The organism is Janibacter sp. A1S7 (assembly GCF_037198315.1).
In the GTDB taxonomy this organism is placed as follows: domain Bacteria; phylum Actinomycetota; class Actinomycetes; order Actinomycetales; family Dermatophilaceae; genus Janibacter; species Janibacter alittae.
Genome location: NZ_CP144913.1, coordinates 3,079,892 through 3,095,400, shown reverse-complemented (window position 1 = coordinate 3,095,400; position 15,509 = coordinate 3,079,892). Strand labels below are relative to the sequence as shown.

The following is a 15,509-nucleotide window of genomic DNA, read 5'->3' as shown; positions in this document are numbered from 1 at the left end:
TAGGGCGAGCCGCTTCAGCCGGCGGGACCGCTACCTCAGCCCACCGTGTCGATCGTGACGCCGTAGTCGTTGGTCGCGGCGAGAACCGGCTGGGAGAAGCTGCTCGACCCGGCATGGTGGCCTGGCGCCCGGAAAGTCGGTGCCCGAGGGCGGCCGCTTCGAGGTCGCGGTGGCGAAGCGGCCGGCGCGCCCTGACCCTCGGGGTCGCGGGGTGCCACGATGAGGCCATGGTCGATGTCGAACTGGCGGAGGTCACGGACTTCCTCGCCGGGCACGCTCCCTTCGATGCCCTGCCCGAGCGGGTCCTGCGCAGCCTGCCGGCGCGGATGGGGGTGCGTTACCACCGCCGGGGGTCGAGCCTGATGGCCGTGGGCGTCGACAGCAATGACCTCTTCGTCGTGCGCTCGGGCGCGATCGAGATCCGCGACGCCGACGGCGACCTCGTCAGTCGGGGAGGGGAGGGCACGACTGCGGGCTCGACCACCCTCGTCGGGGACAACCCCTCGCGCTTCGACGTCGTCGCCATCGAGGACACCCTCGTGCTGCTCCTCCCGAGGGAGATCTTCCACGAGCTGTCGCAGGCGCACCCGGACTTCGCCGACCACTTCGACGCCGAGCGCGCGGACCGGTTGCGGATGGCGGCCTCCTCGGTCGCGACGAACGCCGCCGGCCAGGCGATCCTGCGGTCCTCCGGCCGTGACCTCGTCCGCCGGGAGCCGGTCGTCACCGTCCCGATCGGCGCGACCATCCGTGAGGCGGCGGAGGTGATGACGACGCAGGACTCCTCCAGCGTCCTCGTGCTCGACGGGGAGCGGGTGGCCGGGATCCTCACCGACCGGGACCTGCGTCGGCGGGTTGTCGCCCGGGACCTGGACCTGCACGGGCCCGTGTCGGCGGTGATGACCCCCGACCCCGTCGTCGCCCCGGCGGAGACCGCCGCGGTCGAGCTGCTGCTGACGATGGTCGAGCGACACGTCCACCACCTGCCGCTCGTCGACGGGGGGCAGCCGATCGGGGTGGTGACGTCGACCGACCTGATGCGCCTGGAGCGGGTCAATGCCGTCCACATCGTCGGCGACATCACCCAGCAGCGCGATGTCGCGGGCGTGGTCGAGATGGCCGGCCGGGTGCCGCGGCTCGTCGAGCAACTCGTCGAGCAGGACGTCGGCGCTCACGACATCACCCGGATCGTCACGTCCGTCGGGGACGCCATCGAGCGCGCGCTGATCGCCCTGGCCGAGGACGAGCTGCGCGAGGAGCACGGCCCGCCGCCGCGTTACTGCTGGATGGTGCTCGGCTCACGGGCCCGGCACGAGCAGGCCCTCGGCAGCGACCAGGACCACGCGGTGATCATCGCCGACGACGCCCCCGACGACGCCGAGGCCTATCTCGCCGCTCTGGCGGACCGGGTGGTCGAGGGTCTCGAGGCTGCCGGCTACCCCCGCTGCGAGGGCGAGGTCATGGCGAGCAATTCCCGCTGGCGCCAGCGACTCGACGGGTGGCGCCGCGAGTTCCGACAGTGGATCCACGAGCCGGTGCCGGACGCGGTCCTCGGGGCGAGCATCTTCTTCGACTCCCGACCGCTGCACGGCGACGAGGCGTTGCACGCCCGGCTCGCGGAGGACATCTCGGTGTGGGTGCCGCAGGGGCGCAAGTTCCTCGCCCACCTCACGAAGGAGGCACTCGCCCAGGAACCCCCGCTGGGCTTCTTCCGGGGCTTCGTGCTGGCCAGGGCCGGGGAGAACAGGGACACCCTCGACCTCAAGCGCGGTGGGGTGGGTGCCATCGTCGACCTCGCTCGGGTCCACGCGCTCGGGGCGGGGCTGGTCTCCGTCAACACGCGGGCACGCCTGCTCGCCGCAGGGCGCTCCGGTGCCATCGATGCCGACACGGCTGCCAGCCTCGTGGATGCGCTGGAGTTCATCTCGCACGTGCGGCTCGCACACCAGGCCAGGCAAGCCGCGGCCGGTACCCGGCCCGACTCGCGGCTTCGCCCCAGCGAGCTCACCGCCTTCGAGCAGCGCTCGCTCCGCGAGGCCTTCCACGTCGTACGGGGTGCCCAGCAGGCTCTCGCCCAGCGCAACCCGATGCAGTACTACACGTGATGCCCGGTCTGCGTCGCTCGTCGCGGCGGCGTCGGCAGTCCGCGGCGGCTGCCGCCCCGCCCGGCCCGCTGCGCGACTACCTGTCCACCCCCTTCCCCGACCCGAGGACGCCCCTGGACGAGGTGCCACTCCTGGCCATCGACGTCGAGACGACCGGCCTCGACGTCGAACGGGACCGCGTCATCGCGGCCGGCTGGGTGCCGGTCGACGGCGCCACCATCGATCTCGCCGGCGCCCGGCGGCACATCGTGGGGATGCGCATGGACGTCGGCGACTCCGCGACGGTGCACGGGATCACCGATGATGCGGTCGCCGCCGGCTCCGTCCCGAAGGAGGTCCTCGTCGAGATGCTCGAGGCCCTCACCGGACGGGTGCTGCTGGCCCACCACGCCTCGATCGAAGTCGGGTTCCTCTCGGCCGCGTGCCAGCGGGTCTACGGAGCTCCCCTCGTCGTCAGCTGCGTGGACACCCTCGCCCTCCAGCACCGCGTGCTCACCGAGGGGGTCGGTGCTCCGGCCGAGCCGCTGCCCGGTCAGGTGCGGCTGTGGGCCTCCCGCGAGCGGTACGGCCTGCCGCGCTACCACGCTCACGAGCCGCTCACCGACGCGCTGGCCTGCGCAGAGCTGTACCTCGCACAGGTGGCGGAGCTCTCCCTTCGCTCGACGAAGCCGTTGTCGCTCAAGGCCGTCCAGCGCGCCTGAGCAGGACGGGCGAGCGGCCGACCCCGGATTTGCGCCCCCCCGACCGCATCCATTATTCTGGAGGCATTCCAGAACACGAGGTTCTCCAGAGAAAACGTCGTGGGCGGGAACCCCAGAACCCGAGAGATGCACAGGAGACCAACGCATGTCCCTCATCAACACCAAGGTCCTTCCCTTCGAGACCACCGGTTACCTCAACGGTGAGTTCAAGGACTTCTCCGACAAGGACATCGCCGGCAAGTGGGCGATCTTCTTCTTCTACCCGGCCGACTTCACCTTCGTCTGCCCGACGGAGCTGGAGGATCTCGCCGCCGAGTACGACAGCGAGCTGAAGGACCTGGGCGTCGAGGTCTTCTCGGTCTCCACCGACACGCACTTCACGCACAAGGCGTGGCACGAGACCTCCGACGCCGTCAGCAAGGTCACCTACCCGATGCTCGGTGACCCGACCGCCACCATCTCGCGCAACTTCGACATCCTGCGCGAGGACGAGGGGCTGGCCAACCGCGGCACCTTCCTGATCGACCCGGACGGCGTCATCCAGTTCATGGAGATCACCGCCGAGGGCATCGGCCGCAACGCCAAGGAGCTCGTGCGCAAGGTCAAGGCCGCGCAGTACGTGCGCAACAACCCGGGCGAGGTCTGCCCGGCGAAGTGGGAAGAGGGCGCCGAGACGCTCGCCCCCAGCCTGGACCTCGTCGGCAAGATCTGATCGGTCTGCAGCATCTCGGATGAGGGGTGGCGCGCCACCGCGCGTCACCCCTCACCGACCCCACGCACGCCCACTTCGTCCCCCAGGAGTCGCTTCCGCCATGGCCCTCGATCCGAATCTCGCCACCCAGCTGAAGGCCTACCTCGAGAACCTCCGCGAGCCGATCGAGCTCGTCGCGACGCTCGACGACGGCGCCAAGTCCACCGAGCTCGACGAGCTGCTCATCGAGATCGAGGGCATGAGCGAGCTGATCGCCCGCCGCGTCGCCGAGGGTGCGGAGCGCGACGAGCGCGTCCCGTCCTTCGCGATCGCCCGCGTCGGCGCCCCTGACGTCTCCGTGCGCTTCGCCGGCATCCCGATGGGTCACGAGTTCACCTCCCTGGTCCTCGCGCTGCTGCAGGTGGGCGGCCACCCCAGCAAGGCCTCCCAGGACGTCCTCGACCAGATCGGCTCCCTGCGGGGACAGCACCGGTTCGAGACCTTCTTCTCGCTCAGCTGCCAGAACTGCCCGGACGTCGTCCAGGCCCTCAACCTGATGAGCGTGCTCAACCCGGACATCGAGCACGTCGCCATCGACGGCGCGGTCTTTCCCGACGAGGCCGATGCGCGTGGCGTCATGGCCGTGCCCACCGTCTTCCACAACGGCGAGAACTTCGGCTCCGGCCGGATGGAGCTGCCCGAGATCGTCGCGAAGGTCGACGAGCTGTCCGGTGGTGACGCCGCCGAGCGCGCTGCGGAGGAGCTCAACGCCCGCGACCCCTACGAGGTGCTCGTCGTCGGTGGCGGTCCCGCCGGAGCGTCCGCCGCGATCTACGCCGCCCGCAAGGGGATCCGCACCGGAGTCGTCGCCGACCGCGTCGGCGGCCAGGTCCTCGACACCATGTCGATCGAGAACCTCGTCTCCATCCCGCACACCGAGGGCCCGAAGCTCGCGGCCGACCTCGAGCGCCACATGTCCGACTACGAGATCGAGCTCGTGCGCAGCCAGGAGGCAGTCGGCCTGAGCGAAGGGGAGGACGGCCTGACCATGGTCGACCTCGCCAATGGTGCGGCCCTGTCGGGCAAGACCGTCGTCCTGGCCACCGGAGCACGCTGGCGCACCATGGACGTCCCCGGCGAGGAGGAGTACCGCAACAAGGGCGTCACCTTCTGCCCGCACTGCGACGGCCCCCTCTTCAAGGGCAAGAGCATCGCCGTCATCGGCGGCGGCAACTCCGGTGTCGAGGCCGCGATCGACCTGGCCGGCATCGTCGGTCACGTCACGCTCGTCGAGTTCCTCGACGAGATGCGCGCCGACGAGGTCCTGCAGCGCAAGGTCCGCTCCCTGCCCAACGTCGACATCCGTCTCGGCACCAGGACCACCGAGGTCATCGGTGACGGCGACAAGGTCACCGGCATCTCGGTCGAGCCCCGCGACGGTGGCCGGAGTGAGCAGCTCGACGTCGAGGGCGTCTTCGTCCAGATCGGCCTGCTGCCCAACACCGAGTGGCTCGGTGACGCGATCGAGCTGACCGAGCGCGGCGAGGTCGTCATCGACAGCGTCGGCAGGACCAGCCTCCCGGGTGTCTTCGCCGCGGGAGACTGCACGATCGAGCCCTACAAGCAGATCGTCACCGCACTGGGCGCCGGGTCGACCGCGTCGCTGAGCGCCTTCGATCACCTGATCCGCACCAGCGCGCCCTCCGAGGAGGCCGCCATGGCCGCGACGAAGGTGGCCGACGGTCCCATCGAGGCCGGGGACCAGATCGACGTCCCGGACTCCGTCGGTGCAAGCGCCTGAGCCCGACTACTGTCGGTTCGACCCCCTTCGCACACAAGGAGATCCACAGATGAGTGACCAGATCGACCTCTCCGACCACGGCCCCGCGCCCTACGTCGTCAACATCGAGGACGCGACGCTGCAGAACACCAACTACCGCTCCACGCTGTGGACCGGCAGCCACATGCAGCTGACCGTCATGGCGATCGCGCCCGGTGCCGACATCGGCCTGGAGGTCCACGAGGACCACGACCAGTTCCTGCGCATCGAGGAGGGGCGCGGTCGTGCTCAGCTCGGTCCGGCACAGGACGACCTGTCCTTCGACCGTGAGGTCGGCGATGACGACATCGTCATGGTCCCGGCAGGTCAGTGGCACAACATCACCAACATCGGCGACGTGCCGCTCAAGGTGTACTCGCTGTACTCCCCGCCGGAGCACGTCCACGGCACGGTCCACGAGACGAAGGCCGACCAGGAGGCCGACCCCACCGAGGACTGACTCGCTGCCCTGTGGTCGGGGGCGTGTGGTCACGAGGGAGTGAGCTCCGTCGGCTTCTTCGACGGAGCTCACTCGTCGCCGAGGTGTCGACTGTTCGGTCGGGCGGTGCGCGACTCGTGCGGAGGCGTCGGCTCCCCGCCCGGACCGACGTCGTCCAGTCGCTCCACTTCCTCGGAGCTGACGGTCTCGCGCAGCCGCCGGGAGGTGGCGTCGCTGCGCAGCCGGCGGACCACCTCCAGACGTGCCCGGGCGGTCTCCGACTCCGGCCACACGCGGTCGCACGCCGCATTCAGTGCCGCACCGATCAGGACGGCCACGGCGGTGAGGTACAACCACAGCAGGACGGCGATCGGCGCGGCCAGTGGACCGTAGATCGACGTGCCCCCGATGACGCTCTGCAGTGCCCACCGCAGCGTGTAGCTGCCCAGGATCCACAGCAGCACGGCCAGGCCCGCCCCGGGCAGGTCGTGGCGCCACGAGGTCCGCACGGGGACGGACAGGTGGTACAGCGAGGTGAGGAACGCGACGCTGAGCACGATCACCGTCGGCCAGTAGAGGATCGTCACCCCCGGCAGCTGGTCCGGGAGCACCGAGTCGATGATCCGGGGACCGAGCAGGATCAGCGGAACCACGATCACACCGATCACGAGACCGATGAGGTAGAGACCGAACGACAGCGCACGGGTGCGGACGAGGCCGCGCCGTCCGGCCAGGCCGTAGAGGATCGTGATCGTGTCCACGAAGACGTTGAGGGCCCGCGACCCCGACCACAGGGCGAGCACGAAGCCGATGGACACGACGTCGAAGCGCCCGCCCTCGAGGACGTCGTCCAGCGTCGGCCGGATCACGCTCTCGATGCTGTCCTCGGTCAGGACCTGGCCGGCCAACCTCAGGGTGGTGTCGCGCAGCGTCTCGACCTGGGCCACGGCGAGGGTGCTGACGAAGAACCCGATGCTGCCGGCCAGCGCGAAGATCAGCGGCGGAAGCGACAGGATGGCGAAGAAGGCAGCCTCGGCGGCAAGCCCCATGACCCGGTGACGGAACGATGCTGCCACGGTCGAGGTGATCAACTGCCAGGCGGTGCGCCGAACCCGGGTCCACGCAGCGGTGCGGCTGCGTGTGTCTCCTGCCCCGTCCGGCTCCATGGCGACACGTTAGCGGCGCCCGTCGGCCGGAGCGCGTGATCTGTGCGTGAGAGCGCACCGCCCTCGCCCGCCTGTCCCGGCGGAGCGCCCTCGCCGCAGGAGGTGACTAGGAAGTAACATCGGAGTCATGAAGAGCACCATCGCCTACTCCCACCTGCCCGGCCCGGGCGAGCCGGTTGCGCTCGTCCACGGGATCGGTCACCGTCGCCAGGCGTGGGGCGAGGTGCCGCAGCTGCTGAACGACCGGGGGTACGACGTCTACGCCGTCGACCTGCCGGGACACGGCACCTCACCGACACCGACCCGGCCGGACGGGTACTCGATGCGCAGCACGGCGGAGCAGCTCGAGCGGCTCTTCGCCTCGCTCGGACTCGATCGGCCGCACGTCGTGGGCAACTCCCTCGGCGGCGCCGTCGCGCTCGAGCTGGCCCACACCGGCGCGGTCCGTACCGCCACGGTCTTCTCCCCGGCCGGATTCTTCCCGGTGCACCACCTGCCCAACATCGCCGCGAACCTGCTCATGATGAAGTTCGGCAGCTACCTGCCCGAGGCGGTGCACCGCAGGCTGGCCGGGCAGGCATGGTTCCGCAGGGCCGCCTTCCGCTCGCTGTACACCCACCCCGAGACGGTCACGGTCGAGGCCGCGGTCGACGACACCCTCAACCTGCGCCGGTCGAAGGGGTTCTGGCCGCACTTTGTCCGGGCGACCGTCATGCGCTTCACCAAGGACGTGCAGGTCCCGACGACCGTCGCCTGGGGCGACACCGACCGACTCCTCCTGCCCTCCGAGGCGCACACCGCACGCACCCGCCTGCCCGGGGCCACTCACGTGACGCTGCCGGACTGCGGGCACTGCCCGCAGCACGACCACCCGGAACTCGTCGTCGACGTCATCATCGCGTCGATCAACCGGGCCGCCCCGACCTCGGACGCGAACACGGCCGGCCAGCGGCCGGGCGGCTGACCGCCCACCGTCCCTGCGGACGCTCAGTCGCCCGGCGGCACCTCGGGGAGGCGGTCCGCGCCCCAGGTGCGCGTGATGGCCGCCACGACTCGCTCGACCTCGTCGGAGGTCACCGAGCCGTAGTCGCCGGGTTCGAGCGGGTCGAAGTGGAAGATGTACAGCCGTGAGGCGAACTGCTCGAAGGGGAGGGACGCCTCGCCGAAGCGTTCCCCGGTGCCGGCCGTGCTCACGACGACGTCATCGCCCCAGTCCTGGCCGCTGTCGTTGTTCGGGTTGTAGAAGTAGACGCGCATCGTGCCCGCGGGATCCAGGGCCACGCGCAACACCGTGATCGCGTGCCACCCGACGAAGCGGGCAGCGGCGTCCGTGACGGCGATTCCTGCCGGCTGCGGGTGGATCAGCGGCTGACCACCGTTGTGGAAGGGGTGATAGCTGGCGTAGAAGTGCCGGACGAACCCGTCCAGGTCGGTCAGCCTGCCGGTCCCGACGTCGACGTTGATCCGGAACCCCCGGCCCGCCCACCACCCGTGGAACTCGGGGTTGATCCACCGGTGCGGGTCGCCCTCACGCTCGGCGCAGCGGTGACCCATCTCGGCGTAGATCCGATCCAGGTGGGGGACCACGAGCAGCGAGGCGGCGTCGAGGTCGATCGGCAGTGTGGCCGCCAGACCGACTGCGGTGTCGCGGGAGGAGATCGTCTGTCCCTCGAAGTGCATGACGACCTCGTCGTCACGGGCAGCCCAGACGATCGTCTGGAGGAGGTAGTCGGGGTCGTTGTAGGCCCACATGGACATGGCCCGGGCCGACTGGCAGGTCGGGTTGTCCCCCTGCCCGATGCCCAGTGGTTGGCCCAGCACGGACAGCGTCCCGGCGAGCAGCCAGACGCGCGCATCGTGGGCCGTGCCGAAGGCGAGCTCGAGGCGCTCACGAGCGTGCGCGGACAGCGGCAGGGACAGCTGCCGCCACAGCGCGGGAGCCACGGGTGGCTCGAAGAGCACCCCCCGCTCCAGCATGAGCGCCAGCCCGTAGACGTCCTGCGCCGTCTCGGGATGCACCGCCTCGTCGATGAGCTTGTCGACGAGGTCGTGGAAACTCAGCAGGCTCTCCCGGCCGGTGCTCGACAGGCCCAACGCCTCGCTGAGGAGGAAGTTGCTGCGCTCACGCAGGAAACGCAGCAGGACCGCGTGGTAGGCGGACACGAGTCCGGTGTCGTGCATCGACCGGGCGAAGCCGCTGGCCTCGTACTGCAGCGCCATGTCGTCCATCGACTCCAGGCGCCGCCGGTACTCACCGACGCCCGGGTCGTCCCGGGATGCCTCGGTCGGACCGAAGAGGCTGCTGACGAGGCGATCGACCCCGAGGGGCAGGTGTCCTGCGCCGGTGTCCGGATCGGTCACCGCCACGGCGATCTGCGCGATGGTGGCCTTGATGTGATCGACCTGGACCGGGCGCTGGCGAAGGATCCGCCAGATCTCCTCGACCACCTGGTCGAGGACCGAGCCATAACCGAGCTGATCGACGATGTGCTGCATCGCGGCCCGGGTCACCTGGGCCATCCGGCCCTGCTGCTCGCGCTCGGCCTCCGTGGGAGTGGAGAAGAGCAGCGAGGTATTGGCCGCCAGCACCTGCAGGACGTGCTCGCGGGCCTCGTCCGCGCAGATGTCGGGATGCGCCAACTCGCCGAGTGCGATGGCCACCAGACGCAGGTCGCTGACGACCTCCATCACGACGGTGTCGGTGTCGGCGCTCCTGAGCGAAGCGGGACTGAGCGCGGGGACCAAGGACCTGGGGCTCGCCCAGTCGGTCCCCGCGAAGATCCCGGCCGACTCGAGCTCGCCGGCACGTGCTTGCACGGCCGCCGGCCCACCCGGCTGCCGCAGGACCAGTCGGAGCCCGTCCAGGACCCGGCGCAGTCGGGTGGTCTTGCCGAGGTCACCGGCGTCGTCGAAGGCCCGGACCGCGTCGGTCAGGGTGCGCAGGCGCTTGTCCAGTAGGGAGGTGTCCGAGTCCACGCGGATCACTCCGTCAGACGTAGAAGTCAAGGTCTTCCTGTCGCGACAGCAGCTCGCGCATCGTGTGCGGCTCGTCGCCGAAGAAGTAGAGCAGGCCCCAGTGGGTCCCGAAGGCGGTGCGCTTGGTCACCGTCTCCTCCAGCGGGGTGGACAGCTCGTGCGACTCGAAGTACTCGTGGTCCTCGGTCTCCTCGGGCATCTCGAGCGTGCTCACCACGCGCCGTCGCGGGTACACCCCGAAGCACCCGGCGTATCCGGTCGCGTCCTCGACCTCCCGCGGGAAGAAGCTCGTGATCTCCTCCTCGGTCGTCTTGGGGTCGAAGGCCAGCACGAGTGCCTGGTAGGCGTTGAACCCGTAGGCGCGCTCGAGGAGCTCGAAGACCTTGAAGCCCGGCGGACGGTAGGCGACCTCGCCGAAGTACATCTCGCCGTCACTGGTGACGAAGTACTCGGGGTGGACGAAGCCGAAATCGATGTCGAAGGTCTTGATCAGCTTCTCCAGCTGCCGGGTGATCTCCGGTCGGTATCGCTCCAGGTCCGGCGAGGCCGGGACGAAGACGGAGTACCCGAGCCGGACGTACTCGGAGATGTTGAGGAAGCGGATCTTCCCGTCGTGCACCCAGGCCTCCACCGCGAACTCCCACCCGTCCAGGTGGGACTCCATCAGGACGGGGAACTCCTCCTCCGGGATGGAGTCCACCTCGTCCGGGGTGCGGATGATCCGGTGGCCGAGGCATCCGGCCTTGTCGAGCGCCTTCAGGTGGATCGGGTCGTTGGGGTCGCCGTCGAGCTTCAGCAGGGTCTGGTTGACGCGCTTGAGGAAGCGGATGACGTCCTCCTGCTCGTAGGCCTCCTCGAAGATGCCCACGCGGATGCCGCCGAGCTGGGCGCGGCGCTTCATCAGCGCCTTGTCCCGCAGGAGCATCGCCTGTCCGAAGAGCTTCGGCTGGTCCATCACGACCGCGTTGATGGCGCCGGCCCACTCGACCGTCTCCTCGAACAGCGGGATCGCGACGTCGACACCGAGCCCCTGCAGGGTCTCGGCGATCTCCATGGAGCGGTCGTTGAGCCGCTCGAAGTTCCAGGGCACGTAGGGGATCTCGTGCTCGCGGCAGTAGTCCTCGGCCCAGTCCGGCGCCACGACGACGTAGCGCCGGTTGAACTGCTCGACGGCCTCCACGGCGTTGGGGCTCCAGCCCAGCAGCGCCACGAATCCCTTGCTGGGATCGCGTCGCTCCGGGTGCGGATCGCGTGTCGTGCTCTCCGCCCGGTCCTGCTGCTCGGATGTGGTGGTCGACTCGTGAGTGGGGGTCACTCTCGGGCTCCCTCCTGCCGCCGGCGTGGCGACGCTTGCTGGACCGCATCGTGGGGATGCGCGGGGTGTGGTCCCGGAAGGACCACACTACAGACGCACGACCTCAGCGCACGTGGACGATCCCGTGTGCCCCCTTCTCCCCGGCGGTCATCACGTGGTTGACGAAGGGGTAGTGGCCCGGCTCGGGGAAGGTCAGCTCGACGAAGCCGCCCTGCCCCGGGAGCAGCCCGAGCGCCTGGGACCCGGTGTCCTGCCCGCCGACACGATCGGGCCCGCCGACCCGGTAGGCGCCCTCCTCCCACACGGTGTCGAACTGGCCACCGATGACGTGGAAGGACAGCGGGCCGTCGGGCCCGGCGTCGAGCACCCAGAAGCGCACCCGCTCACCGACCTTCGCCGTCAGCTGGTCCGCGTCGTACTGGAAGGCCCGCCCGTTGAAGGTCGTGACGGCCGGCGCCCCGTCCGTGGACTCGCCGCCGTGGATCTCGGAGGCGGTCAGCACGTACGAGCGATCCGCCTCGGGCAGGTCCGGGGGCTCGATGACCACCGCGCCGTGCATGCCCTTGGCGATGTGCGTCGACATCGGCGCCGTGGCGCAGTGGTACATCCAGATGCCCGCGCGCTCGGCGGTGAAGGTGTAGGTCAGCTCCTCACCGGGAGCGATCGTGCGCATGGGGCGATCGGGAGCCAGGGCGCCGGCGTGGAAGTCGATCGAGTGCCCGATGCTCCCGTCGTTGACGAGCGTGACGACGAACTCGTCGCCGACCCGTCCGTGCAGTACCGGCCCGGGGGCGGTGTCCCCGAAGGTCCAGCGGGTCTGCGTGACCCCGGGCGCGACCTCGACCTGCAGGTCCTGCACCCGCAGCGTCACCCGGTGGGTGGCCCCGTCACCGAGGGGCGGCAGGACGGGGTCGTAGGCGTCGAGGTCCTCGGGCCACTCCCGGCTCGGATCCAGGGCGAAGGGGGCGTCGTCCCCGGACGTGGGCCCGTCGCCGCCGCTCCCGCCGTGCATGCCGTGCCTGCCGGGTCCCGTGCGTCCGTCGGCGGACTCCGAGGGGTCATCGTCGGCGGCTGCGCCGCCGATGACCTCGACGTCGAAGGTCATCCCCATGGCCTTGTGGCCGGTGACGGTGCACCAGCCCTCTCGGTCCGCGCCGACGATGCCGACGTCGAGGGTGGCGCTCTCCCCCTTCGTCAGGCGCGGGGTCTGGTGCTCGTCGTCGAAGTAGAGGTCGTGGACGGTGCTGCCGTCCTCGCTGGTCAGCTCGATGACCAGCCGGTCGCCGGCCGGCACCTCGACGCGGGAGGGGGAGTAGCTCATGTCCTCCTGGGCGACGACCTCGACCGTCGTGGTCTCGCCGGTGGGCTCGACGCTGGTCGCCGGGGCCGCGGTGGCGCCGGCGGTACCGTCGAGAACCGGCTGGAGGGTCGGCCCGGCGGCGAGCGCCAGGGCGACGAGGGTGACACCGGCCATGAGCTGAGTGCGTGGGAACGGCGGATCGAGCACCCGGGCGGCCTCGGCCCGTCCCAGCTCGGGGTCACGGCGTGGGGCCGGGGTCGAGGCCGCGACCTCGCGTCGGGCCGCGACGAGCTGCGTGATGCCGGTGAGCATGATCGGGATGAAGGCCGCGAGCCCGATGAGTACGAGGGCGGTCAGCACGACCCGGGTCCCGGACGGGACCGGCAGGAGGGCCAGGGCGAGCGGGACGTTGATGATGACGATCCGCGTCATCCCCAGCCGGTCGAAGGCGCTGATCCCGACCCGCACGACCTTCGGTCCGCCGCCGATGACCGCGGGCATCAGGTGGCTGAGGGCACCACAGAGCACCTGCAGGCCGAAACCGACGATGAGCACTGCCGCCACCCGGCCGTACCCGATGGTCACCGCGGTCATGTCGGGTGCGGTGGCGACACGCCAGGCGATCATCGCGATGCCCACGAGGAACCACGCCGCTCCGGCCGCCACGGACCAGGACGCGAAGTGCATCGGTGGCTTGGCGCGGGCGGGGGCGAGCAGCGACCGCCCGGTCCACAGCAGGGCGACCAGGTAGCCGAGCACACCGGCGAGCAGCACCCAGCGCCACCCGGCGAGCGCACCGACGACGGCGAGGGAGAGGCCGGTGACCAGGCCGGGCAGGGCCTGCGTGGCGCGCTTCTCGGCGGCCGGGTCCATGCGCACGCGCAGGATCGTCGGCCACAGTGTGATCAGGGTGCCGGCGACGGTGATGCCCACCCAGCCGAGCACGTTGACGAGGGAGTGCGCCAGCGTCATCCGCGCGTGCATCTCCTGCGGGTATCCGCGGGCGAGGAGCACGCCGAGGGTCGCGCCGACGGGCAGGAAGGCGGCCGAGGCGAGGTAGTGGTGCACGACGACCCGGAACCGCCCGGGGAGGGCGCCGCGCAGACGCCGCAGCAGCTGCCACCCGTGCCACACGACCGCGACGGCGACGCCCGTGGCGCCGAGGAGGGTGAGCCACCACCACGTGGTCGGGACCCCGATGAGCACACCGATGATGCCCAGGTGGAGCAGCACGAGGCGCCGGTTCTGCGTGGCGCGGACGTCGATGTCGGGGCGGTTCTTCAGCAGGCTGACCGTGAAGTGCGTGCTCCACACCATGATCGAGTGGGTCAGCGCACCCAGGGCGACCATGTGGACCATCAGCCAGGTCGAGTCCGGGACGAAGGGGTGCACGACCGCCGTGATGACGGCGGAGATCATCCACAGCAGGCCGGGACGGTCCCGCATCGCCCAGCCGCCCCCCTTCGGCCGGGCCCCGGGTGCCGGCTGCGGCGAGGAGAGGTCGGGGCTCATGCCGAGCGAAGGGGGGACACGGGGACGGCGGCGGCGGTCAGCTCGTCGACCTCGTCCCACTCGGCGCCACCGAGTGTGGTCAGGGAGGCGGGGAAGAGACCGTTCTCCTCACGCTGGATGTGCGACCGCAGCTCCGCGTCGAAGCGGTCGACGAGGTGGCTCTCGCCGGCACGGATGCGGGCAAGGAGGTCGTCGAGGCCCACGTGCTCGCCGCACAGGGTGTCGATGTGCCCGGTGAAGTCCTCGTCGCGACGCAGCACGGCGAACAGACCGACCTCTTCCGCGTCGGTGTGCGGCCGGAGCAGACGGGCGACGTCGTCGACGAGCGCGACGACCTCGTCCCTGCGGTCCGCGCCCACGGCGCGTCGCAGCAGGCCGGTCACGTTGATCAGCTCGTCGTGCTCGGTGCTGAAGCGACCGATGACGCCGATGGAGCGGCACCCGCAGTAGGAGCACATCGTCGGGTCAGGGCTCGGCTCGGGTCAGCCGCAGGGTCCAGGTGTCGGGGCCCTCCTCGAGGTACTCGACGTTCCAGGTGTCCGGCTCGAGACCCTCGACCTGCCGCAGCAGGGGCCGTGGGTCGTGGGGGGCGACGAGGTCGAGGGCCCGGCCCGGCCCGATCGCCGAGAGCGCACCGATGACGGTCGCGTGCCGGATGGAGCGCGGGATGGGCCGCACGTCGAGGACGGGGATCTCCTGGGCGAGGGGCAGGTGCGTGGACATGGTGCTTCCTTTGCCGTCGACTCGGGTCGGGGAAGGGAGTTGCTCGACCCCGTCCCAAATTACTACATTAGGTCTCGTGGAAAACAAAGACCTCGGGCCCGGGCCCGCGCCGGAGGCGGACCCGAGCGATCTCGGGGCCGCGGTGCGGCAGGTGCTCGAGGCGCTGCGCGCCAGCGGCCGCCCCATGCGGGTCGCCGAGATCGCCGCCAGCGTCGGCTCCCACGAGAACACCGTCCGCAGCCACCTCACGCAGCTGCTCAGGCGATCCCTCGTCACCTCCGACACCGCCCCCGCCGAGGGCCGCGGTCGTCCCGCCGTGCTGTACGAGGCCGGTCCGCAGCCGGGTGTGCGGGTGGAGGAGTATCGGGCGCTCGCCGGTGCCTTCGCCGCCGACCTCATCGCCGGCGGTGACGGCCCGCAGGTGCGCGACCGTGCCCGACGCATCGGCCGGGCGTGGGGTGAGCGGTTGGCCGCGCCCGGGGCCACGCTGACCGAGCGTGAGCACCTCGACTCGACCCTCGCCGACCTGGGCTTCGGGCCGGTGCGCGACGGCGCGACCGTGCGCCTGACCACCTGCCCCCTCCTGGACCTCGCCGTGGAGAACCCCGACGTCATCTGCCAGGTCCACCTCGGCCTCGTCGACGGGACCCTCGACCGCGGTGACGACGCCGAGCCGGCCGAGCTGATCCCCTTCGCCGAGCCGGGCGCCTGCCTGCTGACGGTGCCGGAGCGGTAGGTTACCGACGAGGAACGTCCGTCGAG

General features: G+C 70.6%; 13 protein-coding genes. 7 read left to right on the top strand and 6 right to left on the bottom strand.

Going from position 1 to position 15,509, the window contains the following annotated elements:
- The first annotated feature begins 227 nt into the window (after positions 1–227).
- From V1351_RS14905 to V1351_RS14885, 5 genes are all read left to right on the top strand, one after another.
- Positions 228–2,105: a DUF294 nucleotidyltransferase-like domain-containing protein gene (locus V1351_RS14905; protein ID WP_338748979.1), complete on the top strand. Its 1,878-nt coding sequence runs from the start codon at positions 228–230 to the stop codon at positions 2,103–2,105.
- Positions 2,105–2,806, top strand: coding sequence for an exonuclease domain-containing protein (locus V1351_RS14900; RefSeq protein ID WP_338752565.1), 702 nt, complete (start codon positions 2,105–2,107; stop codon positions 2,804–2,806). Before V1351_RS14905 ends, V1351_RS14900 begins: the two co-directional genes overlap by 1 nt.
- Before the next feature lie 145 nt (positions 2,807–2,951).
- Positions 2,952–3,518, top strand: a complete 567-nt coding sequence (gene ahpC / locus V1351_RS14895; protein ID WP_338748978.1) for an alkyl hydroperoxide reductase subunit C — start codon at positions 2,952–2,954, stop codon at positions 3,516–3,518.
- A gap of 100 nt (positions 3,519–3,618) precedes the next feature.
- Positions 3,619–5,298 carry an alkyl hydroperoxide reductase subunit F gene (gene ahpF, locus V1351_RS14890; RefSeq protein WP_338748977.1) on the top strand — a complete coding sequence of 560 codons (1,680 nt, stop codon included), beginning with the start codon at positions 3,619–3,621 and terminating at the stop codon, positions 5,296–5,298.
- A 49-nt stretch (positions 5,299–5,347) separates the two neighbouring features.
- Entirely contained in the window at positions 5,348–5,776 is a 429-nt protein-coding gene (locus V1351_RS14885; protein WP_338748976.1) for a cupin domain-containing protein, read from the top strand.
- A gap of 68 nt (positions 5,777–5,844) precedes the next feature.
- Here V1351_RS14885 and V1351_RS14880 read toward each other — a convergent pair whose 3' ends face one another.
- Positions 5,845–6,921 carry a YihY/virulence factor BrkB family protein gene (locus tag V1351_RS14880; protein ID WP_338748975.1) on the bottom strand — a complete coding sequence of 359 codons (1,077 nt, stop codon included), beginning with the start codon at positions 6,919–6,921 and terminating at the stop codon, positions 5,845–5,847.
- A 127-nt stretch (positions 6,922–7,048) separates the two neighbouring features.
- Between V1351_RS14880 and V1351_RS14875 the strand changes: the two genes are divergently transcribed.
- Positions 7,049–7,885 (top strand): alpha/beta fold hydrolase, encoded by an 837-nt coding sequence (locus V1351_RS14875; RefSeq protein WP_338748974.1) that lies wholly within the window; start codon positions 7,049–7,051, stop codon positions 7,883–7,885.
- A 23-nt stretch (positions 7,886–7,908) separates the two neighbouring features.
- On the opposite strand, the gene V1351_RS14870 is transcribed toward V1351_RS14875, so the two are convergent.
- From V1351_RS14870 to V1351_RS14850, 5 genes are all read right to left on the bottom strand, one after another.
- Complete coding sequence (locus tag V1351_RS14870; RefSeq protein ID WP_338748973.1) at positions 7,909–9,897, bottom strand: hypothetical protein; 1,989 nt, start codon at positions 9,895–9,897, stop codon at positions 7,909–7,911.
- Positions 9,898–9,910: 13 nt separating this feature from the next.
- Complete coding sequence (locus tag V1351_RS14865; protein ID WP_338748972.1) at positions 9,911–11,212, bottom strand: ATP-grasp domain-containing protein; 1,302 nt, start codon at positions 11,210–11,212, stop codon at positions 9,911–9,913.
- Between the two features lie 103 nt (positions 11,213–11,315).
- Positions 11,316–14,024 carry a multicopper oxidase domain-containing protein gene (locus V1351_RS14860; protein ID WP_338748971.1) on the bottom strand — a complete coding sequence of 903 codons (2,709 nt, stop codon included), beginning with the start codon at positions 14,022–14,024 and terminating at the stop codon, positions 11,316–11,318.
- A complete protein-coding gene (locus V1351_RS14855) occupies positions 14,021–14,482 on the bottom strand; it encodes a hemerythrin domain-containing protein (protein ID WP_338748970.1) in 462 nt (153 codons plus the stop codon). The genes V1351_RS14860 and V1351_RS14855 overlap by 4 nt, the downstream gene beginning before the upstream one ends.
- Before the next feature lie 7 nt (positions 14,483–14,489).
- Positions 14,490–14,747 carry a DUF2249 domain-containing protein gene (locus V1351_RS14850; RefSeq protein WP_338748969.1) on the bottom strand — a complete coding sequence of 86 codons (258 nt, stop codon included), beginning with the start codon at positions 14,745–14,747 and terminating at the stop codon, positions 14,490–14,492.
- 76 nt (positions 14,748–14,823) lie between these two features.
- Between V1351_RS14850 and V1351_RS14845 the strand changes: the two genes are divergently transcribed.
- A complete protein-coding gene (locus V1351_RS14845) occupies positions 14,824–15,483 on the top strand; it encodes a helix-turn-helix transcriptional regulator (RefSeq protein ID WP_338748968.1) in 660 nt (219 codons plus the stop codon).
- Positions 15,484–15,509 lie beyond the last annotated feature (26 nt).